This window comes from Streptomyces sp. NPDC046215 (genome assembly GCF_040646215.1).
GTDB classification, from domain to species: Bacteria; Actinomycetota; Actinomycetes; order Streptomycetales; family Streptomycetaceae; genus Streptomyces; species Streptomyces stramineus.
Genome location: NZ_JBEYZW010000097.1, coordinates 1 through 25415 on the forward strand (window position 1 = coordinate 1; position 25415 = coordinate 25415).

Here is a 25415-nt window from a genome sequence, read left to right on the forward strand (position 1 = left end):
GCCCGCGCCCTCCAGGCGCCGGCCGCCCCCTTACCCCCCGCCCTCCGCCCCCCGGGGCGGCCGCGGCGGGGCGGGGGGGCCCCCGGCGGGGGGGGGGCCCCTCCGCGCGAAGCCGTACCCGCGCTTTCGCCCCGGCCGGCATCCGCCCGGCCGGGGCTTTCGCGTGCGCGCCACAGGCGCGGGACGCACCGGCCCGTCCCCCCGTTGCCCCCCGCGACGGGCCGGTGCTCCCGGCCGGACGGCCGTCGGCTCTCGACGCCCGTCCGGGCTCCATGGTCATCAACCCCGCCTCCGCGTGCTCCGGTCACACGGGAAAGGCGGGCCGGCGGTCGATCCGGGCGCGGTCCGCCGGGGATCCGAAGTGGTAGTCGATGAGCCGGACGGCCTCCGCCCAGTCCCGCATGGTCTTCACCGGCGCGAGCGTCCTGACGACGAAGGGGTCGCTCCACCGGGCGACCGCCCGCTCCCAGAGCACCAGCGGCGGCTCGTCCAGGACGCTGCCCACCGTGCCCTCGTAGACCGGCATCGCGTGGACCCCGCCGTCCGGGGCGACCCGCATGAGGGGCACGATCCGCCCCTGGGCGACGTCGTCGGGGTGCGTCATCTGCCGCTGGTGGTCCTCGACCGCGACGCGCAGCCCCGCCGGGGCGAGGGATTGCAAGTGTTCGAGCCAGTGCGGGCCGGTCAGCCACCGGGCCTGCTCGTCGTCGAGGAGTTCGTGGTCGGCAAACCCCTCGCGGCCGGCGAGCCCGGCGGGCAGGGTCAGGGTGTAGACCAGGTGACCGAGCTCCGGGAAGCGCGGCGCGACGGTGGTGCAGAAGGTCTCGATCTGGTGGAGGTTGCTCCGCATGACCGCGACGTCCACTCCGAACGCGCCCGGGGCGGCGCCCTGTTCCCTCATCCCGCGGGACGCCTCGTCCAGCAGGCGCAGCGTGTTCGTCGCCCGGGCGTAGGAGAGCGCCCTGCCCCTGATGCGGTCGTGGACCTCGGCGGTGGCGCCGTCCAGGCTCACCGCGACGGTGGGGAACGCCCGCAGCAGTTCCCGGGCCAGCGGCCGGTCGACGCGCCATCCGCTGGTGTACAGGGTGACGGGGACGCCGGCGTCCGAGAAGCGCGCGGCGACGTCGAAGAGGCCGGGCACGAGCAGGGGTTCCCCGCCGGTGATGACGATCTGTCGCGGCCGCAGGGAGAGGAACGCGTCGGCCATGCGCAGGAGTTGCCGGGTCGTCGGTTGCGGGGACGGGCGGCGGCCGGACTCCGAGTAGCAGTGGGAGCACCGGAGCGGACAGGCGTAGGTGATGTCCCAGATGACACCTGCGGGGGTGCTCGTCGCGTTCACCGGAAACCGCCTCCCACGAGGGACGTTGGCTCAGTGAGGCCGACCGTAGCGGCTGGGCGGCCGTGCGGGCGATCGTTGGTCCGCTGAGCGGACCGCCGGCTTCGAGATCCCTCACCGAATGGGCGGTTTCGCCCTCTTAGTTGACATTTATCAAGTAGCTATCAGGCATCTACTCGTCATTTATCCCGGTGACCTTTACTGAGCCGGAGGCGGAAGGGGGACCCGATGCCCGAACTGGCGGCCGGGGAGACCGGCGACCGGTCCACTCACGGGCGAGGCGTGCTGGAGGGGGCTTTCGCCCTGCTGGACGCCCTGGAGGAAGCGCGCGAAGCCGGGCTGACGGCGCTGGCGGCGCGCAGCGGGCTGCCCAAGACGACCGCGTACCGGCTGCTGGAACAGCTGGCGGAGCTGGGCGCCGTCGAACGGCACGGTGCCCGCTACCGGCCGGGCCCGCGGCTGTTCCGGCTGGGGTCGGCGTGGCAGCCGCACCCGGCGCTGCGGGCGGCCGCCAGGGGGCCGGTGCGGCGGCTCGCGGCCGCCACCGGCGCCACGGTCGGGGTCTGCGCGCTGCGGGAGGGCCGCACCCTGGCCCTGCTGGGGGCCTCCGGCATGGTGGACCACCTGGCCCCGGTGCGGCCCGGGGTGTCCTGGCCCTGGCACACGGCCGCCGGAAAGGCGCTGGTGGCCACGTCGGCGCCGCTGATGCCGTTCGGCCCGCTGCCGCCGTCCTGGCGGCGGGAGGCGGCGGCGATCAGGGAGAGCGGGGTGGCCCTGGACCGGGAGGGCATCCTCGCGGGGGTGTGCTGCGTCGCCGTGCCGGTGGCCACCGGGCGCGGCGAGACGGTCGGCGCGCTGTGCGCCCTGGTCGACCCGTCCTGCGACATGCGGCGGCTGGCCGACCTCGTCACCCGGGCGGGGCGCGCGGTGAACGCGGGCCTGCGGGGGACGTGAGCCGCACCGGGGCGACCGCGGCCGCCGGACGCCCGCGACGGCCTCGGCGCCGGCCGGGGCGGCTCGCGGCGTCACAGCCCGGGTCGGGCCCCGCGAAGCCGCGCCGTACGCCCGAGGGGCATCGCGCGTGCGCTCGCACGACGCAGGGCCGCCCTCATATCGGGCGAACTCGGGCGCACCCGGCCACGCGGCGAGCTCCACCGGCTACCGCCGGGAGGCGCCCTTGGTGCCAGGCGTCACGGACCCACGGGGCCGGGCGCTACCGCCGTACGCGGGGCATTCCCAGGCCGAGCCAGGAGATGATCTCCCGCTGGATCTCGTTGTTGCCGCCGCCGAACGTGAAGATGACCGCGCTGCGGTAGCCGCGTTCCAGTTCGCCGTGGAGGACGGCGCCCGCCGAGCCCTCCTTCAGGGGGCCGGCCGCGGCCAGGACCTCCATCAGCCAGGCGTAGGCGTCCCGGCGCGCCTCGGAGCCGTAGACCTTGACGGCCGAGGCGTCCTGGGGGGTGAGCGTGGACCGCTGCAGGGCGTCCACCATCTGCCAGTTGAGCAGCTTCATCGCCTCCAGCCGCAGGTGGGTGCGGGCCAGCCGGCCGCGCACCCAGCCGAGGTCGGCGACGCGCCGCCCGTCGGCGAGCTTCGTCTCCGCCGCCCAGCGCCGGACGCCCCGCAGGGCGCTGACGGCCGTGGCGCCGTGCGCGGCGAGGGTCACCCGCTCGTGGTTGAGCTGGGTGGTGATCAGCCGCCAGCCCTTGTTCTCCTCGCCCACCCGGTTGCGGACCGGGACCCGGACGTCGTCGTAGTAGCCGGCCGTGGTGGTGTGGGAAGCGAGGGTGTTGATGAGGGTGCAGGAGTAGCCGGGGGCGCTGGTGGGGACGAGGAGGATGCTGATGCCCCGGTGGGGTGGGACGCCCTTCTCGGCGGGCGCGGTGCGCACGGCCAGCCAGATCCAGTCCGCGGTGTCCCCGTTGGTCGTCCAGATCTTCTGCCCGTTGACGACATAGTCGTCGCCGTCGCGGACCGCGCGCGTGGTGAGCGCGGCCAGGTCGGTGCCGGCGCCGGGCTCGCTGTAGCCGATGGCGAAGTCCAGCTCACCGGAGAGGATGCGCGGCAGGAAGTACGCCTTCTGCTCCTCGGTGCCGAACTGCATGAGCGTGGGGCCGACGGTGTTGAGGGCCATGAGCGGCAACGGGACGCCCGCCTGCGCGGCCTCGTCGAAGAAGATGAACTGCTCCATGGGCGTCATGCCGCGGCCGCCGTACTCCTCGGGCCAGCCCACCCCGAGACGGCCGTCGGCGCCGAGCCGGCGGATCGTCGCGCGGTAGAAGCGCTTCTGCTCGGCGGGGTCGGCGTGGCGGGACTGCGTGCCGTCGGGCACGAGCTCCGCGAAGTACTCCCGCAGCTCGGCGCGGAAGCGCCGCTGCTCCGGGGTGTATGCGAGGTCCACGGGCCCTCCCGGTGTTCGCCGTCCGTGCGGTGACGGCGCACACAGTAGAACCGGTTCCAGAAATGCGGAAGGGCGGTACGGGGGTGTCCCGTACCGCCCTTCCCGATTCCGCCGGCCGGCCGCCTCAGCGGCCCGCGTGCTTGCGGTGCCGCCCGCCGCCCACGGGCGCGCCGCCCGCCCGGCGGCGGCCGCCGGGCACGGCGCCCGGGTGGTGGCCGCCCTGGGCCGCCGCCATGTCCGCCCGCTCCTGCGCCAGGCCGTAGCGCTCCATCAGGGGCACGCGGTGCAGCTGGGGCAGCACCCAGGTGTGCCACAGGCCCGTCATGAAGGTGATCGCGGAGATGGCGATCAGGACCGAGCCGAGGGTGTCCGTCGGGTAGTGGGCGCCGACGTACATCCGCGAGAAGGCCACGAGCAGGACCGCGAAGGTGCCGCAGATCAGGACGGTCCTGCGGTGCCGGGTCTCCCGGAGCAGGAAGTACGCGGCGATGACGACCGAGACGGTGAAGGCGGTGTGACCGCTGGGGAAGCTGTTGGATCCGATCTCCGGGTCGAGCATGTACTCCCGCGGGGGCCGGGGCCGGGCGACGATCGCCTTCGCGATCTGGGTGCTGTTCCAGCCGACCGCGACCACGAGGAACGTGGCGGCGGCCTTGACCGGCCGGCGCCGCACGAACAGCAGCCAGCCGCTCCAGACCGCGAGGATCAGCAGGCCCGCGACCGGTGAGGCGAGAGCGCTGACGCCCTCCATCGTGTGGTTGAGCCAGCCCGTGCGGGTGTTGTCCTGGATCGTGAGGTCCAGGTCGAGGTCGTGCGGCTGGATCAGCCGGGTGTGCGCGGCGACCAGCCCCAGCGCGATCACGACCGCGAACAGCAGGAGGGAGTTGCGCAACCAGTGGCGCACGTACGGCATGGGCGGGGCGTCCTTTGAATCGCTAGGGCGGTACCGGCACGGCGGAACACGCGGGGGTGACGACGACATGCCGCGCGGGTGTCGTCAGCGCGGCTGTACGGCAAAGCTACACGCGCCGCCCGCTCGCGCCGTCAGGCCACCTGTCCCCGCTCCGGCGCCGAAGGGCCCGCGCCGTCACCCCCGCCGGCCGGCGGGCACGCCGGGTGAGGGAGTTATACCGGATCGTCACCACCGGCCTCGGTGAAGATCACCCGATTCAGCCGATCGTGGCCGCCGCGGGCCGGCCCGGAACCACACCCGCACCCCCGGAGTGACGCCGCTCACACCGGAGTTCGGTATTCCGCTGGCCTGAAGTCGTCTGTCCCACCACGTGCGCTCAACCCCAGGCGTATGGACGGTGTCCTGCTCGCTGTCCACACAAGGCGAGCAGGAGGGGAAGCACCCGTGAAGATACGCACGGTACACAGAGCGCTGATGGGGGCACTGGCCACCGCCGCGCTGACGGCGACGGCCCTCACGGCGCCCGCGGCGGCCGCCGCGGGCGGAGGCGCGGACGGGCACACCGCCACCCGGGCGGCCATGCGGGCCCAGGTGGAGGCCGGGGTGCCGGGGGTTCTCGGCCAGGTGCGGGACGAGGACGGGGTGTGGCGGGGGTCCGCCGGGGTCGCGGACACCAGGACGGGCCGTCCGCGGCTGGCGGAGGACCGCTTCCGCGTCGGCAGCATCACCAAGGCGTTCGTCTCCGTCGTGCTGCTCCAGCAGGAGGCCGAGGGCAAGCTGAGCCTCGATGACAACGTCGAGCACTGGCTGCCGGGCGTCGTCCGCGGCAACGGCAACGACGGCTCGAAGGTGACGGTGCGCCGCCTGCTGAACCACACCAGCGGGATCTACAACTACACCGACGACCCGGCGATGCGCGAACGCCTCACCAAGGGCTTCTTCGAAAACCGCTACCGGACGTACACCCCCGGGCAGCTGGTGGGGATCGCCATGGAGCACCGGCCCGACTTCCGGCCGGGCGAGGGCTGGCGCTACTCCAACACCAACTACGTCCTGGCCGGCATGATCGCCGAGAAGGTTTCCGGCCGCTCTTACGCGAGCGAGATCGAGCGGCGGATCCTGAAGCCCCTCGGCATGCGCGCCACCACCCTGCCGGGCACCACGCCGACGATGCCCGCCCCGCACGGGCGCGCCTACAGCAAGCTGGAGGAAGCCTCCGACGCGCCGATCCACGACACCACCGTGCTCAACCCCTCGTGGGGCGGCGCGGCGGGCGAGATGATCTCCACGGCGGGTGACCTCAACCGGTTCTACGGGGCCCTGCTGGGCGGCCGTCTCCTGGCGGAGCCCCAGCAGCGGGAGCTGCTCACCGCCGTCCCGACCGGGGAGGAAGGCGGCGCCGGGTACGGGCTCGGCGTGAGTACGGCGCAGCTCTCGTGCGGGGTGCGGGTCTGGTTCCACGGCGGGGGCATCCACGGCTCGTCGTCGATGGCCGCCTCCACGCCCGACGGCCGGCACACCGCGGCGTTCAACCTGAACGCCGACTGGACCGGCGATCTCGCGAGCGTGGTGGAGGCCGAGTACTGCGGGGCCGCCGCCCGGCCCGCGGCGGGCGGGTCGAAGGGCCTGGCCGGGCTGGCCGCGCTGCGCTGAAGCGGCGCACCGGCCAGGGGATGACGAGGGTATGAACGAGGGCACCCCCGCGGACGTCCGCGGGGGTGCCCTTATCTTCCGTGCGGACTCAGCCCTGGCAGATGCCGCGCGCGTAGTCGTACGTGGCGGTGGCCTGTGAGTACTGCCACTGCGGTGCGAGCAGCTTCTGCTCGACCTGCCCGGCCGCCTCGGGGCTCTCCACCAGGTATCCGAAGTCCTGCAACCACGCGGGGTAGAGGTTCTTGGAGCCGATGTAGAACGCGGAGCCGTCCACGGAGACCAGCTTGTGGTGCTGCGCGTAGGGATGCCCGTCGGCCCACTTGGCGCTCGGGGAGCTGCGGAACGTCGCGAGCTGCAGATTGCCGCACATCGCCGACTTCGCACCGTCCCGGCCGCCGGGGAGCAGGGCCAGGCGGTTGCGGAGCACGTCGCTGATCTCGTTCAGGGACTTGATCTGCGAGTAGCCGCCGCTGCCGACCGCGCCGCGGTTGGCGGGGTCGCTGACGACGATGCGGACCTTCACGCCGGCGGCCAGCTTCGCGGCGAGGGCGTCGTAGAGCCGGATGTCGTACCGGGGCAGCGGCGGGCAGGTGGCGTTGAGGTCCTGCTGCGAGATCTCGATGTGGCTGCTCGCGCTGCCGATGAGCGCCCGCAGGGCGCTCTCCTCGGGGTTGACCGTGTCGTAGTCGCGGTCGGCGTTGGTGTTGTCGTGCAGGCCCACGACGCACTTGGTGTCCGGCGCACTGGGCAGGGCCGGGCGGAACGCCGAGGCGGCGTCCTTGTCCTTGATGCCGACGCCGAGGCCGCCGACCGCGATGACGGGGACGTTCCCGGTGGCCGGGGCGGCCTCGGGGTTGGCTTCCTTCTCCATCGCGGGCATGCAGCCGGCGCCGGGCGACGTCGCGAACCAGACACTGGCGATGTTGCTCTTGTTCTGGCAGGTCCAGGCCCAGAGGGTGTCCAGGTAGCGGCCGGCGGAGCCGGCGGCGGGCCCGGTCAGGGCCATGTCGACGTCCGACACCGGGTGCGCGGTGTCGAGGTAGTCGCCCTTCCAGCTGTTGATGCCGCCGGTGATCGCCGACTGACCGTCGACGACGAGCAGCTTGGAGTGGTTCCAGGACAGCGCGGTCTTCGACGTGGTCATCGACGCGACGTTCAGGGTGACGCTGCCGGCGGCGTCGCCGAGCTTGCCCATCAGGTCGTCGCGGTACTTCGAGGGCAGCGCGGTCATGTGGTAGACCGGCGCGGCGCCGACGAGGACCCGGACCTTCAGCTTGTTCCCGGCCGCCGCGGAGGACTTGAGCCCCGCGACGATCGCGTCCTGGAAGGCGCCGTCGGGGAACGGCGCCAGGGTGGATATGTCGACCGTGCGCGTCGCCTTCGCGATGTTCTCGGTCGTCTTGGCGAGGAGCCGCCGCGTTCCGGCGCGGTCGGCGCACGTGTCGTCGCCCCAGCAACCGGGGGTCTGCAGCAGCCAGTCGGTGGGGTCGGCGCCCGAGGCGTCGAGCTTGTTACCGCTGGTGCGCTCCCACACCTCGCCTTCGAGACCGGGCGAGACCTGGCGGAGCGTCTGCTCGACGGCGTCGAGGTGCGGGGTGGCGGGGGCCGTGGTGCGGGGGGAGTCCGCGAGGGCCGGGCCGGCGGGGAGCACGGCGAGAGCGACGGCCGAGGCCGCCGCGCATCCTGCGAGACGGGGTAAACGGCGGAGCCGGTGACGGGCCAATTTCGCATCCTTGTCGAGATGTCGGTACGGGGGTGGCGTCGTCGCGACGGGGGTGACGGGACGACACGTCGCGATCCGCGCCCGCCGGCCGGCGGCGGTGCGCAAGATCAACTCACTGAAGCTACCAGTACGGGCGCAGCGCCCCGCCCGCGAGCGCCCCGGCCCTCCCGGGCCCGGGGCTACCTCGGGGGCACCCGTACATCTCGCGGATGATCTCCGCCCCCGGTGGCCGCCCTGAGAGGTACAGGACGCCGACTCCCGGATGGATGTAGGGGGCCCGGACCGCGCCATAGCTTGCTGATCACGGTGGCGGAGCCGCCGCCCCCGACCGATCCAGAAGTGAGGCCACATGTACGGCAAGGCATCCGCACCCGAGTACCGGGGATCCCTGGACGGCCTCTCGGTGAACGCCTCGCTCGAAGAGGTGCTGGCCAAGGCCGTCGAGCAGCGGCGGCAGGCGGAGCGGGAGGGCTCCGACCTGGAGGCGGCGCACGCCGGTCTCGCCGTCGCCGAGGCCAGCCGGCGGCTGGGCCGGGTGACGGAGGCCGAGCGGGCGTGGAAGGCGAGCTACCGGGCCGCGCGGCGCGCCGGTGACCAGGGGGCGATGGCCTGGGCGGTGTGGAGCGGCGGCACCCTGGCCCGGCAGCGGGGCGCGCTCGCCCTGGCCCGGCGGTGGCTGGCCACGGCGGCGGAACTGGCCGAGCGCGGCGGGGACGTCGTGGCCCGCGGGTACGCGCTCGCCGGGCTCGCCGAGACCGGCCGGATCCAGGGCGACTACCAGGCCGTCGGCGAGCTGCACGAGAAGCTGCTGGCGGAGGCCAGGCGGCGCGGCGAGGCGCGGCACACCGTGTGGGCGCTGGAGGGCATCGCGCAGATGCACCGCAACACCGGCTCGTACGACACGGCGCTGGCCATGTTCGAGGAGGCGGCGGAGATAGCGGCGGGGGCCGACGACGCCCGGGGCCGGGCGTGGGCGCTGCGGGGCATCGCCGACGTGCTCTCCGTGCGGGGCGAGACCGGGCGGGCGCTCGGCCTGCTGTCCGAGGCGGAGGTGACCTGCCGGGAGATGGGGCTGGTCAGCGCGTTGGCGTACAACCACAAGATGCGGGGCAACGTGCTCTTCCGCGCGGGCCGGTACCCCGAGGCCGAGGAGTGCTACCGGGGCGCTTTGGAGGAGTTCCGGGCCATGGGCGAGCCGCGCGGTGAGGCCCTCGCCCGGCTGGGGCTGGTGAAGACCCGGGCCCGGCTGGGACGTGATCTCGCGGACACCGCGGCCGACCTGGAGTCGCTGCACCGTACCCTCGGCGGGATCGGTCTGCGCCACGCGCGGGACATGGTCGAGGCGGCCCGGGCCGAACTGGGCATCGGGACCGTCCCCGCGCAGCCGGTCGGCTGACGCGGCCCCCGGCCCCGCCCTTCACGGAAGAGAGAACGCCATGACTCCGCAGACCACCGGCCTCCAGGCACCTCCGCACGCCCTCGCCCGCAGCCGCGAGCTGACCGAGCCGGCCCTGCGGGCCGCGATAGGGCGGCTCCACCCCTTACCGCGCCGGATGGCCGCCTTCTCCCTCGGCTGGTGCGAGGCCGACGGCACGCCGAGCACCTCCCCCGGCGGCAAGGGGGTGCGGCAGGCCCTCGCGGTCCTGGCCGCCGAGGCGGTGGGCGCGCCGGGCGCGACCGCCGTGCCCGCCGCCGTCGCCGTCGAGCTGCTGCACACCTTCTCGCTGGTGCACGACGACATCATGGACGGCGACGAGCGGCGCCGGCACCGCGACTCCGTGTGGAAGGCGTTCGGGACCGGCCCGGCGGTCCTGACGGGCGACGCGCTGTTCGCGCTCGCCGTGCAGGTGCTGGCCGGGAGCGGCAGCGAGCACACGGGGGCGGCCGTGCGAAAGCTCGCCGGGACGCTGGGCGACCTGGTCCACGGCCAGGCGGACGACCTGCTGTTCGAGACGCGCCCGTGGACGGGCCCCGACGCCGTCACGCTCGGGGAGTACGAGGCGATGGCGGCCCGGAAGACGGGGGCTCTGCTCGGCGCCGCGACCGCGCTGGGCCCGGTCCTCGCGGGCGCGCCGCCCCGCCTGGTGGACGCGCTGTCGGAGGCCGGGCTCCACCTGGGCCTGGCGTTCCAGGCCGTCGACGACCTCCTGGGCATCTGGGGCGATCCGCTGACCACGGGGAAGCCGGTCCACAGCGATCTGCGCCGGAGGAAGAAGACCCTGCCCGTCCTCGCGGCCATGGTCCTGGACCCCGCGGCGGCCCGCCGGCTGGAGCTGCTGCTCGGCTCGGACGCCCCGCCGGGTGCCGCCGAGGCCGGGCGGGCGGCCGCCGTCGTCGAGGACGCGGGCGGCCGAACCTTCACCCTGGAGGAGGCCCGCCGCCACGCGACGGCCGCCCGCGCCGCGCTGAGCGGGGTGCCGCTGGCGGAACCGGCGGCGGCAGAGCTCGTGGCACTGTCCGAGTACCTGTTGGACCGGCAGGTGTGAGGGCGCCCCGGGCGCGGGCCCGTGGCCGCGGGAGGGGGCGCCGGAACCGGCCCGCCACTCAAGGCTTCCGCACGTCCGGCCGCGCGGGTACCGGCAGCGGGTTCGCCTCGCAGGTGGTGTCGCGCGCCGGGAGGGTGCCCTCCAGGAGGTAGGCGGCGATGGTGCCGTCCACGCAGGCGTTCCCCGACTGGTACTGGCCGTGGTCGCCGCCGGTGACGGTGACCAGGCGGGAGCCGCGCAGCGCGCGGTGGGCGCGCACGGCGCCCTCGTAGTGCGTGGCCGGGTCGCGTACGGAGTTGAGCATCAGGACGGGCGGGAGGCCCTTCCCGGTGACCTCGACCCGGGGGGTCCCGGCCGCCGGCCAGGCCGCGCAGGCGGCGCTGAAGGCGAGTTCCCGGGCTCCCGCGAGCGGGTGGGTGGCCGTGTCCCGGCCGCTGCGCTTCACCCAGTAGCCGATGTCGCGGTTCCACGGGGTGTCGGCGCAGGTCACCGAGAGGAATTCGGCGAAGAACTCGGCGCTGAGGTAGGTGCCGAAGACGGTGTCGGCGAGCTTCTTCTCGCCGGGGGTCGCGGTGTCCCAGTGGTCCAGCGCGGCGAGCGCCCCCGCGAGGACGGGGAAGTTCCCGCCTTTGTAGACAGCGCCTATCCCGGCGTTGTCGAGCGCGTTGGGGTCGAGGACCCTGCCGCCGGGGAGCGGCACCGGGCGGTCGCGCAGGGAGCTGCGGAGCTTCTCCCACTTCGCCTTCGCTTCGGTGGCGGTCCGCCCGTAGTGGTAGACGTCGTCGTACCGGGCGAGCCAGGGCAGGAAGTCCTGCTCGAAGCGGCGCTGGAAGCTCAGCGGCTGGCCCGTCTCGAATTCCTCCCAGGTGCCGCCGAAGGCGATGTTGCTGTCCAGCACGGCGCGTTCGACGCGCTGCGGGAAGAGGCTCGCGTAGTAGGCGCCGATCATCGTGGCGTAGGACACCCCGTAGTAGGAGATCTTCCGTTCGCCGAGCAGCGCGCGGTAGAGGTCCATGTCCCGGACGGTCTGCTCGGTGGTGATGCGGGTGAGGAGGTCGCCGCTGCGCTCGCGGCAGCTGTCCGCGAAGCGGCGGGACTTCTCCACCACGCTCTTCAGGGCGGCGGGCGAGCGGTCGCGGTAGTCGCCCGCGAAGAAGTCCCGGAACTCTTCGTCGCTCCGGCAGCGCACCCGGGTGCTGCGCCCGACGCCGCGCTGGTCGAAGCCGGCCACGTCGTAGGCGGCGGCGACCGACGGTGCGTACGAGGCCAGGTGCGCGGGCCGTTCCAGGCCCTGGCCCCCGGGGCCGCCGGCGGCCGTCATCAGCACCCCGCGGCGCCGTGCGGGGTCGCTCGCCCGCACGCGGGAGACCGCGATGCGGAGGTCCTCGCCGGTGCCGGGGTGGTGCCAGTCGCGGGGGACGGTCATCTCCGCGCACTCCAGCCGCGTCCCCTCCTTGCAGGGCTGCCAGGCCAGTTTCTGGGCGGCGTAGCGCGCGGGCACCGGTGGTCCGGCGGCCGGGCGTGCGGCGGCGGTGGCGGCCGGGAGCAGGGCTGCGGCGACGGCCGCCGCCACCGCGGCGGACACGGCGGTGGCGGCGGCGCGCCGCGGCTTCCTGAAGGCGAACATCGGTCCTCCTGAGGCGTTTTCTGTGACGCCTCAGATCCTGCGGTGCGCGAGGGTCGCGTTCGATCCCTCTGGTGTCCGTCTCCGGGGTGGCACCAGCTCCACCCCCTTGCCGAGGACTACTTGAGGAAGGTGACCTCCGGGTAGGCCGGGGAGGGCCGGTCCAGCAAGGGGGTGTGGCGGCCGCGCAGGTGGTGGTCGAAGAAGGCGGACACGTAGGCCCGGGTCAGGGCCGTGGCGCGGTCGCCGGGCACGGTGCCGAGCGCTCCTCCGACTTGCTGTGGGGGAAGCTGGTCGGGCCTGCCGAAGCGGTCCACGATCCAGGGGACGTCGGTGAAGGTCAGGTGCCCGCCGTCGGGCACGTCGAGCCAGCGCTTCCAGCCCGTCAGGTGCTGCCAGGTCTGCTCCCAGTTGGCCCGGACGTCGCCCGCGGGGGTCCGTTGGGCGCCGAGCAGCAGGACCGGCCGGTTCAGGCCGTCCGCGGGCGGCTCGGTGAAGAAGTTGCCGTCGAGGTTGACGGCGGCGTCGACGCGCGGGTCGTCGCGCATGACCTCGACGGCGCTCGCGCCGCCGATGGAGTGGCCGGCGACGCCGATCCGGTCGCGGTCGACGCGCAGTTCGCTGCCGCGGGACGTCAGGTGGTCGAGGACGAAGCTGAGGTCCTCGGCCCGGTTGCGGACGAGTGCCGCGGTGTCGGGCCGCTTGCAGACCTCGCACTTCTCGACGCGGCCGCCGGGGAATTCGACCGGCGCTTCGTAGGTGTGGTCGACCGCGGCGACGGCGTAGCCGCGCGAGGCGAGGTCCTCGCCGAGGGCGGTGAGCGTGAGGCGGCTCATCCCGAGGCCCGGGGACAGGACGACCAGCGGCCGGGGCACGGGGGCGGGGCGGGCACCGGTGACGGCGTGGGTGCGGACGCCGGCGAGCTTGTCGTTGCCGATGACCTCCTTCGACAGGTCCTTCGACGCGTAGGGGGCGGACTTGCCGCGCGAGGGCAGCGCCGGGTACCAGAGGGAGACCATGAGTTCGCGGGAACCGGCCGCGGGTTTCCACGGGTCGGGGCGCGAGCTGTCGACCAGGTGCAGGGTCTTCGTCCCGAGGGGGGCGCGGGTGGCGGGGGCCGGGACCTCGGCGGTGGCGGCGGGCGGGGCCGCCGCCACGGCCGGGAGCCCGGGAGCGGCCGTGGCCAGCAGGAGCGCGGCGGCCACGAAGGAGCGCCGCGAGGTTTTCCTCATCATGATCCACACCGTAGGCGAGGGGGGGAGGGGCCCGGCGACCGGGCCCGGGGACGAGGCGGCTCACCGGTCTCCGCCGGTCGGGAACGGCCCGGACGGTGGCCTCGGGGCCCGCGGCCACTCCCCCGCCCGCCGGCACCCCCGCTGGTCAGCCCGCGGTGCCGGGGCGGTCCGGGACGGTGTCCCGGGGCGCGCGGGGGTGCGGGATCAGGGCCTCGCCCTTCTGCTGGAGGGCGACGGTCCGTGCCGGGGCGGGTATCCGGATGCCCTCGTCGCGGTACCGCGTGTGCAGCCGCTTGATGAACTCGTGCTTGATGCGGTACTGGTCGCTGAACTCGCCGACCCCGAGAACTACGGTGAAGCCGATCCGGGAGTCCCCGAACGTATGGAACCGGACGGCCGGCTCGTGGTCGGGGACGGCGCCGTCGACGTCCTTCATCACGCTCTCGACGACCTCGTTGGTGACCCGCTCGACGTGCTCCAGGTCGCTGTCGTAGCCGACGCCCACCTGCACCGTGACGGTCAGCATCGGCTCGGGGCGGCTGCAGTTGGTCATGTTGGTGCCCGCGAGCTTGGCGTTCGGGATGATGACCAGGTTGTTCGAGAGCTCCTCCACCACCGTGATCCGCCAGTTGATGTCGCGGACGTAACCCTCCTCACCGCTGCTGAGCTGGATGTAGTCGCCCGGCTGTACGGTCTTCGAGACGAGGATGTGCACACCCGCGAAGAGGTTGGCCAGGGTGTCCTTCAGGGCCAGGGCGATGGCCAGACCGCCCACGCCGAGGGCGGTGAGCAGCGGGGCGATGGAGATGCCGAGGGTCTCCAGGACGATGAGGAAGCCCATCGCCAGGACCCCGATGCGGGTGATGTTGACGAATATCGTGGCCGATCCGCCGACGCCGGACCGGGACTGCGCGACGGACCGCACCAGGCCGCTGATGACCCGGGCGGCGGTGAACGTCGCGGTCAGCATGACGCAGGCGGTCAGCACCTGGCTGACGGTGTGTCCGACCTGGCGGCTCAGCGGGAGGGCCGCGGCCGCCGAGGCCGCGCCCACCGCCACCGCGGACCAGGGGGCGAGCGTGCGCAGCACGTCGACGATGATGTCGTCGCCGCCCCACCGGGTCCTGGCGGCCCGTACCCCGAGCCGGCGCAGGATCACCCGCAGCAGGAGGGCGACGGCGAGGCCGGCGGCCAGGGCGATGCCGGCGGCGATGACGTCGTGGAGTGTCAGCGCCCGGCTCATCGGCGTCCCCCCGCCGCCGCGGTAAGCGGTGCGACGGCGCCGTGCGCCGCCGGGAGCCCGGAGCCATGACCGGGGTAATCATGACCGGGGTAATGATGCGTCACCTTGTAAACCTGCCTGTCCGGACGGATCGCGAACGCGCCGGGCCACGGAGGTGTCCCGGCGTGAGAAGTCATCCTCCACCACGTCCGTTCGGGCCTCGCTCACCGGTGCGTGCCACCGCCGCGGCGGTACCGGGATCCGCGTGTGCTCAGCGCTCCGGGGTGTAGGAGCCGAGGGCGACGCCGGCGAGGTTGCGCAGGGACTGGCTGCCCGGGGTGAAGTAGCCGGTGTGGCCGTGGGCGCCCGCCGAGGAGACGAGCCGGGCCCCGAAGTCCGCCGCCGTGGGGTCGGCGCCGTGGCCGAGGCCGAAGAGCCGCACGTGGGGGACGTCGCCTATCCAGTCCTCGCCGTTGCGGCGGACCGCCCAGACGCGGGCGCCGGTGCGCAAGCCGGCGGCGGAGCCGGCCCGGACGCCGGGGCTGCCGAGCATCACGAGGTCGGCGGCCTCGCCGGCGTCGAGGGTGTGGGCGGCCAGGCCGCAGACGACGGAGCCGTAGCTGTGGCAGAAGACCGCGGGGGCGTGCGGGGTCCGCAGGCCGGCGAGGAAGCGCTCCAGCCGGACGGCGCCCGCCTGGGCGAGGCGGCCGGTGGCGGCGTCCGGTCCGAGGCCGACGGGGGTGGTGTAGCCGGCCCAGGCGATCACCGCGCCGGGCGTGCCCGGGGCCTGCCGGGCCATCTCCGCCCGCAGGGCGCCGGCCATGCCGGCCGGGGTGCCGTACCGGTCCCTGGCGCGGTCGAAGGTGGTGAGGTCGATGTCGGAGCCGGGGACGACGACCGCCGTGCGCCGGGCCGCGGCCCAGTCGCCGTACACCTCCGCGAGCTGGCCCCGGCCCCGCGGGTCGAAGGCGAGGATCTGCCGGCCCGGGGCGAGGAGCCGGGTGCAGCGGTCGGCCTGCTCGCGGGCTGCGCGGCGGTCGCGGTCCGGGCGGCTCGGGTCGGCGGCCCGGGCCCGGGCCGCGGCGCGTTCGGCGGCGATCGCCCGGGCGTTGGCCTCGTACCGCAGGGGCAGGGGCGCGCCGTCGAGGTTGCCGACGACGAGGGGGTGCCGGGCGGCCAGCTCGTGCTGCCGGGCGGGGGTGAGCGAGTCGAAGAAGGCGGCGACGCCGGCGGGCGGGGCGGTCGCGGGGTCGGGCAGTTGCCGGTGGAGGGAGCGGTCCGCGCGCCAGGCGGCGGTCCCGGCGGGCGGCCCGGTGACCGCCGCCTGCCGGCTGCCGGCGGCCCAGCCCGCGGTGCCGGCCATGACCGATGTCGCCAGCGCGGCGGCGACCAGCGTGCGCTTGAAGCGGCGCATGGGTGTCTCTCCCTCGTCCTGTGGTGTGACGGAGGGAAAGGTAGGAAGGAGGTGGGTGACACGGCGTCACCCCACGGGGTGGTTCGGGGGGTGCTACCGGGGTAGGGGGTGGCTCACCCGCGCGGGCTGCCGCCGGAAGCCCCGCCCGTCCGCACCTCGGGGTGCTGACCGCGCCGTTCGCCCGTGATCACGCGAGTGCGCCGGTTACCGGCGGAAGCGGCCGCTCACTCCAGCTCGAAGTCCGTGAAGTCGAAGCCGGGCGCGACGACGCAGCTGACCAGCACCGGCTCGTCCCCCGTCGGTTCCGCCGTCTGCCAGACCCCGCCGGGGACGAGGAACTGCGGCCGCTCTCCCCGTTCGACGCCGCTGCCGAGCACCGCCCCCACGGCCGCCGCCGGGTCCGGCGCGGCACCCGCGCCGCCCAGCCGCATCCGCAGCGGGCCGCCCCGGTGCCAGAGCCAGAGCTCGTCCGAGCGGACGCGGTGCCACCGTGACGTCTCGCCCGGGTGGAGCAGGAAGTAGATCCCGGTCGCGAACGCCCGCGGTCCGCCGTACCCCTCGGGGACCGCTTGCGCGGGCGTCTTCCAGGTCTCGCGGTACCAGCCGCCCTCGACGTGCGGCTGCAAACCGAGGAGCTCGACCAGCTCAGAGATTTCTGCCATGGGCGCTTCCTCCCCGTCATCGGCGGCCCTCACCCCGCCCGCCGCCCGGTTTCGCGACTGCGGGGCGACGCTGTGTGACCCCTGATGCCCGGGTCGAGCCATGTTGCCCAACCGCATGCGAACTTATGTCTGGTCGACGTACGGCTGTTACAAAACAGCGGGGAAACAGCAGGTCGCGGGTCGTAAGATCGAACTAATGATCAATGGGCGTTTAGTTCGCTTCGCCCCATTTGGTCACTCTTCACGGCCTTTGTTGTAATTTTAACTATCGTGCGCTCGGCGCAGAAGAGTAGGAGACATCTGTGCCAGGGCACATACCTCGTCGACGCATGCTCCAGGTCGCCGGCGGAGGCATCGTCGTCGGGGCCGGCGCGGTCGGTGCCTGGCAGTGGATGAGCCCCGAGGCCAAGAAGCACGGCGACAGCGACGGCGCCACGGTGCGGCCCGCGAAGGCGTCCACCTCCGAGTCCCTCGTCTACGTCATCGCCCACCCCGACGACTCGCTCTACTTCATGAACCCGGAGCTGGAGCAGTCCATACTCAGCGGCGTTCCGTCCGTGACCGTCTGCCTCACCGGCGGCGAGTCCGACGGGCGCAACGCCCTGTCGCAGACCCCCGGCTACGGGCGGATGCCGGAGAAACGCCCCGAGTTCGTGCGCGCCCGGATCAACGGCTTCCGCCGGGCGACGGCCCAGATGGCCACCGGGAACCCCGCGAGCCCCTGGGACCTGGAGCCGCTGCGCCTGCTGTCCGGCTTCGAGGTCGAGCTGCACACCCTGCGCGCCGCCCCCCAGGTCCAGCTCATCTTCGTGGAGCTGCGCGAGGCGCGGGCCCTGAAGAAGCCGATGAAGGACAGCCTGCGCGGGCTGTGGCTCGGGGCGACCCCCACGCTCACCACCGTCCGGCCCGCGGCGAGCCCGGTCCAGCGGACGTTCCAGTACGGGCGCCGGCAGCTCATCGACACCCTGGTCGCCGTGTTCGAGCGCTACCAGCCGACCGTCGTCCGCACCCTGGACCCCAGCCCCACCCACATTCTCAAGCACCAGATGCCGCCCGGCACCCCGCCGGTCCTGCAGGGCATGCTCACCCACGACCACCAGGACCACACCACTTCCGCCTTCTTCGCGCAGGCCGCCCTCGCCGAGTACTGGGGCCGGAAGCACTCCCGGCCCACCGCCGTGGAGAGCTACGTCGGCTACGAGGTCGACAAGGCCACCCGCAACCTCGACGCGGCCACCACCGCCCACAAGGTCACCTTCCTCGACACTTACGGCTGGGCCGACGCCAAGGACTGCGGGGACGACGCGGGCTGCGGCGACCGTAAGGTCGGCAAGCGCTCCCGGACCAGCTACGCCAACTGGTCGGGCAACTGCCGCCACCGCGCCCCCGGCACCACGCGCTGGGTCCAGCCGCTGCCCGACGGCCGGCTCGCGGCCTTCGCCGTCCTCGACGGCGCGGTGCAGTGCTGGACGGAGACCGCCGCCGGCAGCGGCACCTGGTCGGCCCCCGCATCGGTGGGCGGCGGCATGCTCGAAGGGCAGGTGCAGGCGCTGCGCCACCCGGACGGCACGCTCCAGCTGTTCGCCGTCCGCACGGTGCTGCCGGAAAAGGGCCGGGCCCACCGGCGCGAGATCGTCACCGCGCGGCAGACGGGCCGCGGGCCCGGCACCCCGGCGTTCGGCCCGTGGCGGTCCGTCGGCTCGCCCGAGACCGAACCGGCACGGTCCATGGAGATGGGCTACCCGGTCGCGGTCGTCGACAAGGACGGCACCGTCCACGTCTTCGTCCGCAACTGGGACGGCGGGGTCAGCGTGTGCGCCGGCGCCGGCGGCACCGGGTGGTCGGGCTGGGAGGCGCTGCCCCTGCAGGGGCCCGGCCTGCCGCCGGACGCGCGGGTCGAGGACGGACTCGACGCTGCGCTCGACGCCCGCGGCCGGCTCCACCTCGTCGCCGCCGACAAGAAGACCGTCCACCACTGGACGGCCCGGACGCCCGGCGGGCCGCTGAGCCTGGCCGAGCCGACCCGGCTGCCCGCCACCACCGGCACGCTCGCCCTGGCACCCCTGCCCGGCGGGGGCATGCGCCTGGCCGTGCGGGCGGCGCTCACGTCGCGCGTCGTCATCGCCGACCGGCTGACGGACAGCGGCGGCTGGCGGGAGACGGCGCAGTGCGAACCGATCAGCGGCTACGGCCGGGTGGCGCTCGTCCAGGCCGGGAACACGACCGTACTCGCCGCCCGCGACGGCAAGGGCCGGGTCCGCCTGTCGGCGGGGTCCGGGCGCCCGGGGCCGTGGCAGGGCGAGGGCGTACCGTTCCGCGGCGCGATCGGCATGGTCCAGGACGCGAAGGGCCGTACGGCCGTCGTCACCCTGGGTATCGACGGCAAGCTCAGCAGCACCCGCCACGAGGGGTCGGGCACCGCGTTCACCGCGTGGCTCTCCCACGACGGCCGGGCCCAGGCCGCCGTCAGGTCCTGACCCGGGCGGCTCGGCGGTTCCCCGCGCCCCAAAGGGGCGCGGGGAACCGCGCGCCCAGCCGGCGAAACGCTCAGACGCTCTGCAGCGCCCGGACCCGCTCAGTGATCAGCCCGTTGATCTCCTTCTGGTGCGAGGCCAGGAAGAAGTGGCCCCCGGTGAAAACGTGCAGGCCGAACTCCCCCTCGGTGTGGTCCGCCCACGCCTCGGCCTCCGCGAGGCTGACCTTGGGGTCCTCGTCGCCGGTCAGCGCGACGACCGGGCAGTGCAGCAGCTCGCCCGGCTCGTACGCGTACGTCTCGATGGCCGTGTAGTCGGCACGGATCGCCGGCAGCACCATCCGCAGGATCTCCTCGTCGCCGAGGATCTCCGAGTCGGTGCCGCTGAGGTACCGCAGCTCGGCGATGACGCCGTCGTCGTCGCGCCGGTGCACGGTCTCGGTGCGGGGGACGGACGGCGCCCGGCGGCCCGAGGCGTAGATCCCGGCGAGGACGATGCCCGCCCGCTCGAAGCGCCGGGCCACCTCGAACGCCAGCGTCGCGCCCATGCTGTGCCCGAAGAGCACCATCGGCCGGTCCGCCCAGGGCCGCAGGGCCGCGAACACCTGGTCGGCGAGGTCCGGGATGTTGTCGATGAGCGGCTCCAGGCGCCGGTCCTGGCGGCCCGGGTACTGGACGCACAGGACGTCGACGGACGCCGGCATCGCCTGGGACATCGGGAAGAAGAAGCTCGCGGAACCACCGGCGTGCGGCAGGCAGACCAGCCGTACGTCACTGTCCGGCCGCGGGTGGAACCTGCGGATCCACAGGGCGTTGTCCTCGGCCTTGTCGCTCATGGGACGGTGTTCCTTCCGACGAAGTGCGCGGGATATGAAACGGGATAGGAAACGGCATAGGAAAGTGCCGAGGTGCGCGGTGCTCTCCCGAAGTCCCGGCGGCGGGCCGCACACCTCATCACCCACACCGTACCCACTGCCTCCGGCGGACGGCCTGGTGAGAGCCGTCACCCGGCGGGGGTACGAACCCCCGCCCCCCGCTGCGATATGACGCCCTGTCGGAGGATCCGCGCGATGTTCCGATCGGCCAACGCGGTAATGATGACGAAGGGGTTGACACCCAGTGAGCCGGGGGTGAGCGCGCCGTCGGTGACGTAGAGGTTCCGGTAGCTGCATGCCGGGGGGCTCAGGGGCTGTAAACCCCCTGGCAGACGCGACGGTGCTCCCGCACCCCTCCACGGGGGCGCACAGGAGCACCGTTGGGCGATTCCGTGCCCGGCGGTCTTGACAGAGCGGGCCGGCGCGTCAGCGGATGGGCACGCCCGAGAGTGTGCGGGCGATGACGAGCCGCTGGATCTCGCTCGTCCCTTCGAAGATCGTGTAAATGGCCGCGTCGCGGTGCATGCGTTCCACCGGGTACTCCCGGGTGTAGCCGTTCCCGCCCAGGATCTGCATGGCCTGGGCCGTCACCGTCTTCGCCGTCTCCCCCGCGAACAGCTTCGACATCGACCCCTCGGCCGAGGTGAAGGGCCGGCCCGCCGCGGCCATCCAGGACGCGCGCCAGACCAGCAGGCGGGCGGCGTCCACCCGGGTCCGCATGTCGGCGAGCTGGAAGGCGACGCCCTGGTTGTCGATGATCGGGCGGCCGAACTGGACGCGGGTGCGGGCGTAGTCGAGCGCCACCTCGTACGCGGCGCGGGCTATGCCCACCGCCTGGGCGCCGACGGCCGGGCGGGACGCCTCGAAGGTGGCCATGGCGGCGTTGTGCGCGCGGGCGCCGCCGCTCTTCGCCCGCTCCCGGGCCCGGGCCAGGCGCTCGTCCAGCTTCTCCTTGCCGCCGAGCAGACAGCTGCCGGGCACCCGGACGCCGTCGAGGACGACCTCGGCGGTGTGGGAGGCGCGGATGCCGTGCTTCTTGAACTTCTGCCCCTGGGACAGGCCCGGGGTGCCCGGCGGGACGATGAAGGAGGCGTGGCCGCGGGCGCCGAGGGCCGGGTCGACCACCGCCACGACGACGTGGACGTGGGCGATCCCGCCGTTGGTGGCCCAGGTCTTGGTGCCGTTCAGCACCCACTCGTCCTTGGCCTCGTCGTAGACGGCGCGGGTGCGCATCGCCGAGACGTCGGATCCGGCGTCGGGCTCGGAGGAGCAGAAGGCGGCGACCTTCACGTCGTTGACGTCGCCGTACATCTGCGGGACCCAGGTGCCGATCTGCTCCTCGGTGCCGTTGGTGAGGACGCCGATCGCGGCGAGGCCCGTCCCGACGATGGCGAGGCCGATCCCCGCGTCCCCCCAGAAGAGCTCCTCCATGGTCATGGGCACGCCCAGACCCGTGGGGTCGAAGAACTGCTGCGCGTAGAAGTCCAGCGAGTACAGGCCGATCTTGGCCGCCTCCTGGACGACCGGCCAGGGGAATTCCTCGCGCTCGTCCCACTCCGCGGCGGCCGGGCGCATCACCTCGGCGGCGAAACCGTGGATCCAGTCGCGCACCCCCCGCTGGTCCTCATTGAGCTCCATCACGAACTCCGCCATGAACCCTCCACCCACTATTACTTGAGGTAACGCAAGCATGTTACCGGCTGGTAGAGTTGTCAACTGCCCTGCCTCCCCGTTCCGCTGGGTGGATCGGGTGTTACGTTGCGCAGGCGGGAGAATCACAGGGGCGGGGAGGACGGGTCAGACATGGACACCAGTCAGCGGGACGACCAGCAGCAGGCGGCGGCCCGGCGGCGCAAGGAGCTACTGGAGGCCGCGGACCGGGTGGTGCTGCGGGACGGGCCGGGGGCGTCGATGAACGCCATCGCGGCCGAGGCCGGCATCACCAAGCCCATCCTCTACCGCCACTTCGGTGACAAGGGCGGCCTCTACCGGGCCCTCGCGGCCCGGCACACCGACGCCCTGCTCGACGGGCTGCGCACCGCCCTGGACGCCCCCGCCGCCCGCCGCGACCGGGTGGAGTCCACCCTGGACACCTATCTCGCGGCCATAGAGGCACAGCCGCAGGTCTACCGCTTCCTGATGCATCCGGCGGACGAGGAGCAGTCCTCGGAGAAGGGCTTCGACGTGGGCCGGCACTCCGCGCCCATGCTGCGCCGGATGGGCGAGGAGCTCGCCAAGGTCATAGCGGAGCGCGTCGACCTCGGTCCGGGCAGCGACGAGCTGGCCCGCGCCTGGGGGCACGGGATCGTCGGCATGATGCACGCGGCCGGCGACTGGTGGCTGCGCGAGCGGCCCTTCCCCCGCGCCCACCTCGTCCGGCACCTCACGGACCTGCTGTGGGGCCGGCTCGCCTCCGCGGGCGACCTCCCGGGCGGCCCCGGCTTCTGAAAAGGCGGGCCGGTGACAACAGGCCGCTGAACAGCAGGCTTCTGAAAGCGCCCGTGCGGGCGGGGCTCAGGCCCCGGCCGGCACCGGCTCGGCCGCCGTGCCGTCCGCCGCCGCACCCGCGCGCTCGGCCCACGGCGCCCGGCGCGCCTCCCGCAGCGCCCGGAACCTCCGCAGCCCCGTCAGGTGGTCCAGGTACAGGCCCCCGTCGAGGTGGTCGCACTCGTGCTGCAGGCACCGGGCGAAGAATCCGGTGCCGCTCACGCGCACCGTCGCGCCGTCGGCGGTGCGGCCCTCCACCACGGCGCGGTCGAAGCGCGGCGTGCCCGCCTCGATGCCCGGGACCGACAGGCAGCCCTCGGGCCCGCGCATCTCGACGCCGTCCGCCGCCACCAGGCGGGGGTTGACGAGATGGCCGAGATGCCGCACGTCCTCATCATCCGGGCAGTCATAGACAAAGACCCGCAAAGGGACACCGATCTGATTGGCCGCGAGGCCCACGCCCTGCGCCGCGTACATCGTTGCGAACATGTCCTCGACAAGTTTCGCGAGGCTCCCGTCAAACTCCGTGACCTCCTCGCAGGGGGTGCGGAGACCGGGGTCTCCGAGCAGCCGCAGGGGCCGCACACGTCCTGCACTACCGGGGATCGAGCCGTTTCGCATGGGGTCAAGACTACGTTCCGCCGACAGCGGGTTCGGGCCCACGGCCGGATCTCGATAGGCTGATCCCCGACCGAAGCCTCCCGGCTGGCGATTCGGCGCGGAGGGGGCGTTCCACCGGCGGACCAGGGACAGGCGCGGCGCCGGATGCAAGGAGGATCTAGGACGATGGCAGGCAACACGGGGCCGCTGTCGCCGCGGGCCAAGCTGGCCGTGACGGCGGGCAAGGCTGCTGCGGCGGTGTCGCGAGCCGCGGGCCGCGGCAGCGGATCAGTGATCGGCGGCAAGGTCGCGCTCAAGCTCGACCCGGATCTGCTGGCCCGGCTGGCGACCCACCTGGACGTGGTCCTGGTCTCCGCCACCAACGGCAAGACGACCACGACCCGGCTGATCGCCGAGGCGCTGCGGGCCAGCGGGCCGGTGGTGTCCAACGCACTGGGCGCGAACATGCCCGCGGGCATCACCTCCGCCCTGGCCGGCGGCTCGGACGCGCGCTACGGCGTGATCGAGGTGGACGAGAAGTACCTGGCGGGAGTCGCCCGGGACGTCTCGCCCAAGGCCATAGCGCTGCTGAACCTCTCGCGCGACCAGCTCGACCGGGCCGCGGAGACGCGCATGCTCGCCGAGAAGTGGCGCGAGGGCCTGGCCGGCACCAAGGCGGTGATCATCGCCAACGCCGACGACCCGCTGATCGTCTGGGCCGCCTCCTCCTCGCCGAACGTGGTGTGGGTGGCGGCCGGCCAGGAGTGGAAGGACGACGCCTGGTCGTGCCCGTCGTGCGGCGGTGTGATGCAGCGCCCGGGCGACGACTGGTTCTGCGGCGAGTGCGGTTTCCGCCGGCCCACCCCGAGCTGGGCGCTGTCGGGCGACTACGTCCTCGACCCGCACGGCAGCGCGTGGCCGATCCACCTCCAGCTGCCCGGCCGGGCGAACAAGGCGAACGCCACGACCTCGGCGGCCGTCGCGGCCACCTTCGGGGTGCCGCCGCAGGTGGCGCTGGAGCGGATGTACCAGGTGCAGGCGGTCGCGGGCCGGTTCGACGTGGTGTCGTTCCTGGGCCGCGAGGTGCGGCTGCTGCTGGCGAAGAACCCGGCCGGCTGGCTGGAGACCTTCTCGCTGATCGACGGGCCGCCGGCCCCGGTGATCCTGGGCGTGAACGCCCGGGGCGCGGACGGCACGGACACCTCGTGGCTGTGGGACGTGGACTACCCCCGGCTCGCCGGGCACCCGATCTTCGTCATCGGTGACCGCAAGATGGACCTCGCGGTGCGCCTGGAGGTCGCGGGCCTGGACTTCCGGGTCTGCGAGACCGTGGACGAGGCCGTGCAGGCGGCGCCGCCCGGCCGGATCGAGCTGATCGCCAACTACACCGCGTTCCAGGACGTCCGCCGCCGCGTCGGCAACTGACCCGCAAAAGGATTGTGAGCATGAGCCAGAACAGTCTGCGTGTGGTGTGGGTCTACCCCGACCTGCTCAGCACCTACGGGGACCAGGGCAACGTCCTGGTCCTGGAGCGCCGGGCGCGCCAGCGCCGCCTGGACGTCCAGCGGGTGGACGTACGCTCCGACCAGCCCATCCCCACCTCCGGGGACATCTATCTGATCGGTGGCGGTGAGGACCGCCCGCAGCGCCTGGCGGCCGAGCGGCTGCGCCGGGACGGCGGCCTGAACCGGGCCGTCGCCAACGGCGCGATCGTCTTCTCCGTCTGCGCCGGCTACCAGATCCTGGGGCACGAGTTCGTCAACGACCTGGGCCAGCGGGAGCAGGGCCTGGGGCTGCTCGACGTCATCAGCACCCGTGGCGAGGGCGACCGCTGCGTCGGTGACGTCCTCGGCGACATCGACGAGCGTCTGGGCCTGCCGCCGCTGACGGGCTTCGAGAACCACCAGGGCGTCACCCACCTCGGCCCGACCGCCCGCCCCTTCGCCCGGGTGCGCTTCGGCCAGGGCAACGGCACCGGCGACGGCACCGAGGGCGCGTACAACGACACCGTTTTCGGTACGTACATGCACGGCCCGGTCATGGCCCGCAACCCGCACATCGCGGACCTGCTGATCAAGCTGGCGCTGGACGTCAACGCCCTGCCGCCGGTCGACGACCGCTGGTACGAGGCGCTGCGCAACGAGCGGATCGCTGCCGCGACGCAGCCGTCTTAGTGTCTCGTGGGGTGCACCACCGCTGCGCGGCGGTGTCCTCAATCGCCGGACGGGCTGATTTCAGCCCGTCCGGGGGCACCTCCCAGCGGTAGCCGGGGGAGCTTGAGGACAGAACGGAAGAGCGTCGTGAAGGGACA

The 25415-nt window shown here is 73.6% G+C and carries 20 protein-coding genes; 8 read left to right on the forward strand and 12 right to left on the reverse strand.

The annotated features are described in order from the left end of the window. Nucleotides 1–304: 304 nt before the first annotated feature. Nucleotides 305–1339, reverse strand: coding sequence for a radical SAM protein (locus ABZ951_RS29020; RefSeq protein WP_344094182.1), 1035 nt, complete (start codon nucleotides 1337–1339; stop codon nucleotides 305–307). A gap of 225 nt (nucleotides 1340–1564) precedes the next feature. Between ABZ951_RS29020 and ABZ951_RS29025 the strand changes: the two genes are divergently transcribed. Then, on the forward strand, nucleotides 1565–2290 hold the full coding sequence (locus tag ABZ951_RS29025; protein ID WP_344094183.1) for a helix-turn-helix domain-containing protein: 726 nt from the start codon (nucleotides 1565–1567) through the stop codon (nucleotides 2288–2290). Between the two features lie 259 nt (nucleotides 2291–2549). Here the strand turns inward: ABZ951_RS29025 and ABZ951_RS29030 are convergent, their stop codons facing one another. Together ABZ951_RS29030 and ABZ951_RS29035 are read right to left on the reverse strand one after the other, a co-directional pair. Beyond that, entirely contained in the window at nucleotides 2550–3737 is a 1188-nt protein-coding gene (locus ABZ951_RS29030) for an acyl-CoA dehydrogenase family protein (protein ID WP_344094184.1), read from the reverse strand. 124 nt (nucleotides 3738–3861) lie between these two features. Then, entirely contained in the window at nucleotides 3862–4650 is a 789-nt protein-coding gene (locus ABZ951_RS29035; RefSeq protein ID WP_361281058.1) for a phosphatase PAP2 family protein, read from the reverse strand. 444 nt (nucleotides 4651–5094) lie between these two features. Here ABZ951_RS29035 and ABZ951_RS29040 point away from each other — a divergent pair, with 444 nt between their 5' ends. Beyond that, on the forward strand, nucleotides 5095–6303 hold the full coding sequence (locus ABZ951_RS29040) for a serine hydrolase domain-containing protein (RefSeq protein ID WP_344097729.1): 1209 nt from the start codon (nucleotides 5095–5097) through the stop codon (nucleotides 6301–6303). An 88-nt stretch (nucleotides 6304–6391) separates the two neighbouring features. Here ABZ951_RS29040 and ABZ951_RS29045 read toward each other — a convergent pair whose 3' ends face one another. Next, entirely contained in the window at nucleotides 6392–7954 is a 1563-nt protein-coding gene (locus ABZ951_RS29045) for a phospholipase D-like domain-containing protein (protein WP_344097727.1), read from the reverse strand. Between the two features lie 421 nt (nucleotides 7955–8375). Between ABZ951_RS29045 and ABZ951_RS29050 the strand changes: the two genes are divergently transcribed. Together ABZ951_RS29050 and ABZ951_RS29055 are read left to right on the forward strand one after the other, a co-directional pair. Then, complete coding sequence (locus tag ABZ951_RS29050) at nucleotides 8376–9422, forward strand: tetratricopeptide repeat protein (RefSeq protein ID WP_344097725.1); 1047 nt, start codon at nucleotides 8376–8378, stop codon at nucleotides 9420–9422. 40 nt (nucleotides 9423–9462) lie between these two features. Continuing rightward, nucleotides 9463–10512, forward strand: coding sequence for a polyprenyl synthetase family protein (locus tag ABZ951_RS29055; RefSeq protein WP_344097723.1), 1050 nt, complete (start codon nucleotides 9463–9465; stop codon nucleotides 10510–10512). Between the two features lie 58 nt (nucleotides 10513–10570). Here the strand turns inward: ABZ951_RS29055 and ABZ951_RS29060 are convergent, their stop codons facing one another. The 5 genes from ABZ951_RS29060 to ABZ951_RS29080 all read right to left on the reverse strand — a co-directional run bounded on the left by ABZ951_RS29060 (nucleotide 10571) and on the right by ABZ951_RS29080 (nucleotide 16669). Continuing rightward, complete coding sequence (locus ABZ951_RS29060; RefSeq protein WP_361281063.1) at nucleotides 10571–12139, reverse strand: alpha/beta hydrolase; 1569 nt, start codon at nucleotides 12137–12139, stop codon at nucleotides 10571–10573. Nucleotides 12140–12255: 116 nt separating this feature from the next. Further along, a complete protein-coding gene (locus ABZ951_RS29065; RefSeq protein WP_344097718.1) occupies nucleotides 12256–13371 on the reverse strand; it encodes a dienelactone hydrolase family protein in 1116 nt (371 codons plus the stop codon). Between the two features lie 145 nt (nucleotides 13372–13516). Next, a complete protein-coding gene (locus ABZ951_RS29070) occupies nucleotides 13517–14614 on the reverse strand; it encodes a mechanosensitive ion channel family protein (RefSeq protein ID WP_344097716.1) in 1098 nt (365 codons plus the stop codon). 250 nt (nucleotides 14615–14864) lie between these two features. After that, nucleotides 14865–16007: an alpha/beta hydrolase gene (locus ABZ951_RS29075; protein WP_361281067.1), complete on the reverse strand. Its 1143-nt coding sequence runs from the start codon at nucleotides 16005–16007 to the stop codon at nucleotides 14865–14867. A gap of 224 nt (nucleotides 16008–16231) precedes the next feature. Beyond that, a complete protein-coding gene (locus ABZ951_RS29080) occupies nucleotides 16232–16669 on the reverse strand; it encodes a cupin domain-containing protein (RefSeq protein ID WP_344096836.1) in 438 nt (145 codons plus the stop codon). 329 nt (nucleotides 16670–16998) lie between these two features. On the opposite strand from ABZ951_RS29080, the gene ABZ951_RS29085 reads away from it, so the two are divergent. Continuing rightward, the gene (locus ABZ951_RS29085) at nucleotides 16999–19146 is read left to right on the forward strand and encodes a PIG-L family deacetylase (RefSeq protein WP_344096838.1); all 2148 of its coding nucleotides are present in this window, start codon (nucleotides 16999–17001) and stop codon (nucleotides 19144–19146) included. Between the two features lie 70 nt (nucleotides 19147–19216). Here ABZ951_RS29085 and ABZ951_RS29090 read toward each other — a convergent pair whose 3' ends face one another. Further along, the gene (locus ABZ951_RS29090) at nucleotides 19217–19978 is read right to left on the reverse strand and encodes an alpha/beta fold hydrolase (protein WP_344096840.1); all 762 of its coding nucleotides are present in this window, start codon (nucleotides 19976–19978) and stop codon (nucleotides 19217–19219) included. A 465-nt stretch (nucleotides 19979–20443) separates the two neighbouring features. Continuing rightward, complete coding sequence (locus tag ABZ951_RS29095) at nucleotides 20444–21670, reverse strand: acyl-CoA dehydrogenase family protein (protein ID WP_344096842.1); 1227 nt, start codon at nucleotides 21668–21670, stop codon at nucleotides 20444–20446. A 150-nt stretch (nucleotides 21671–21820) separates the two neighbouring features. Here ABZ951_RS29095 and ABZ951_RS29100 point away from each other — a divergent pair, with 150 nt between their 5' ends. After that, nucleotides 21821–22465, forward strand: coding sequence for a TetR family transcriptional regulator (locus ABZ951_RS29100; RefSeq protein WP_344096844.1), 645 nt, complete (start codon nucleotides 21821–21823; stop codon nucleotides 22463–22465). A 66-nt stretch (nucleotides 22466–22531) separates the two neighbouring features. Here ABZ951_RS29100 and def read toward each other — a convergent pair whose 3' ends face one another. Next, nucleotides 22532–23125: a peptide deformylase gene (gene def / locus ABZ951_RS29105; RefSeq protein WP_344096846.1), complete on the reverse strand. Its 594-nt coding sequence runs from the start codon at nucleotides 23123–23125 to the stop codon at nucleotides 22532–22534. Between the two features lie 165 nt (nucleotides 23126–23290). Here def and ABZ951_RS29110 point away from each other — a divergent pair, with 165 nt between their 5' ends. Both ABZ951_RS29110 and ABZ951_RS29115 read left to right on the forward strand, forming a co-directional pair. Continuing rightward, nucleotides 23291–24529, forward strand: coding sequence for a MurT ligase domain-containing protein (locus ABZ951_RS29110; protein WP_344096848.1), 1239 nt, complete (start codon nucleotides 23291–23293; stop codon nucleotides 24527–24529). Nucleotides 24530–24549: 20 nt separating this feature from the next. After that, nucleotides 24550–25278, forward strand: a complete 729-nt coding sequence (locus ABZ951_RS29115) for a glutamine amidotransferase (RefSeq protein ID WP_344096850.1) — start codon at nucleotides 24550–24552, stop codon at nucleotides 25276–25278. The last annotated feature ends 137 nt before the right edge of the window (nucleotides 25279–25415 follow it).

What these genes read in the sequence shown, in the direction of transcription:
- ABZ951_RS29025 (WP_344094183.1), top strand. Translation starts at nt 1,565, where the DNA reads ATGCCCGAACTGGCGGCCGGGGAGACCGGCGACCGGTCCACTCACGGG.
- ABZ951_RS29035 (WP_361281058.1), bottom strand. Translation starts at nt 4,650, where the DNA reads ATGCCGTACGTGCGCCACTGGTTGCGCAACTCCCTCCTGCTGTTCGCG.
- ABZ951_RS29050 (WP_344097725.1), top strand. Translation starts at nt 8,376, where the DNA reads ATGTACGGCAAGGCATCCGCACCCGAGTACCGGGGATCCCTGGACGGC.
- ABZ951_RS29055 (WP_344097723.1), top strand. Translation starts at nt 9,463, where the DNA reads ATGACTCCGCAGACCACCGGCCTCCAGGCACCTCCGCACGCCCTCGCC.
- ABZ951_RS29060 (WP_361281063.1), bottom strand. Translation starts at nt 12,139, where the DNA reads ATGTTCGCCTTCAGGAAGCCGCGGCGCGCCGCCGCCACCGCCGTGTCC.
- ABZ951_RS29065 (WP_344097718.1), bottom strand. Translation starts at nt 13,371, where the DNA reads ATGATGAGGAAAACCTCGCGGCGCTCCTTCGTGGCCGCCGCGCTCCTG.
- ABZ951_RS29070 (WP_344097716.1), bottom strand. Translation starts at nt 14,614, where the DNA reads ATGAGCCGGGCGCTGACACTCCACGACGTCATCGCCGCCGGCATCGCC.
- ABZ951_RS29075 (WP_361281067.1), bottom strand. Translation starts at nt 16,007, where the DNA reads ATGCGCCGCTTCAAGCGCACGCTGGTCGCCGCCGCGCTGGCGACATCG.
- ABZ951_RS29080 (WP_344096836.1), bottom strand. Translation starts at nt 16,669, where the DNA reads ATGGCAGAAATCTCTGAGCTGGTCGAGCTCCTCGGTTTGCAGCCGCAC.
- ABZ951_RS29085 (WP_344096838.1), top strand. Translation starts at nt 16,999, where the DNA reads ATGCTCCAGGTCGCCGGCGGAGGCATCGTCGTCGGGGCCGGCGCGGTC.
- ABZ951_RS29090 (WP_344096840.1), bottom strand. Translation starts at nt 19,978, where the DNA reads ATGAGCGACAAGGCCGAGGACAACGCCCTGTGGATCCGCAGGTTCCAC.
- ABZ951_RS29095 (WP_344096842.1), bottom strand. Translation starts at nt 21,670, where the DNA reads ATGGCGGAGTTCGTGATGGAGCTCAATGAGGACCAGCGGGGGGTGCGC.
- ABZ951_RS29100 (WP_344096844.1), top strand. Translation starts at nt 21,821, where the DNA reads ATGGACACCAGTCAGCGGGACGACCAGCAGCAGGCGGCGGCCCGGCGG.
- def (WP_344096846.1), bottom strand. Translation starts at nt 23,125, where the DNA reads ATGCGAAACGGCTCGATCCCCGGTAGTGCAGGACGTGTGCGGCCCCTG.
- ABZ951_RS29110 (WP_344096848.1), top strand. Translation starts at nt 23,291, where the DNA reads ATGGCAGGCAACACGGGGCCGCTGTCGCCGCGGGCCAAGCTGGCCGTG.
- ABZ951_RS29115 (WP_344096850.1), top strand. Translation starts at nt 24,550, where the DNA reads ATGAGCCAGAACAGTCTGCGTGTGGTGTGGGTCTACCCCGACCTGCTC.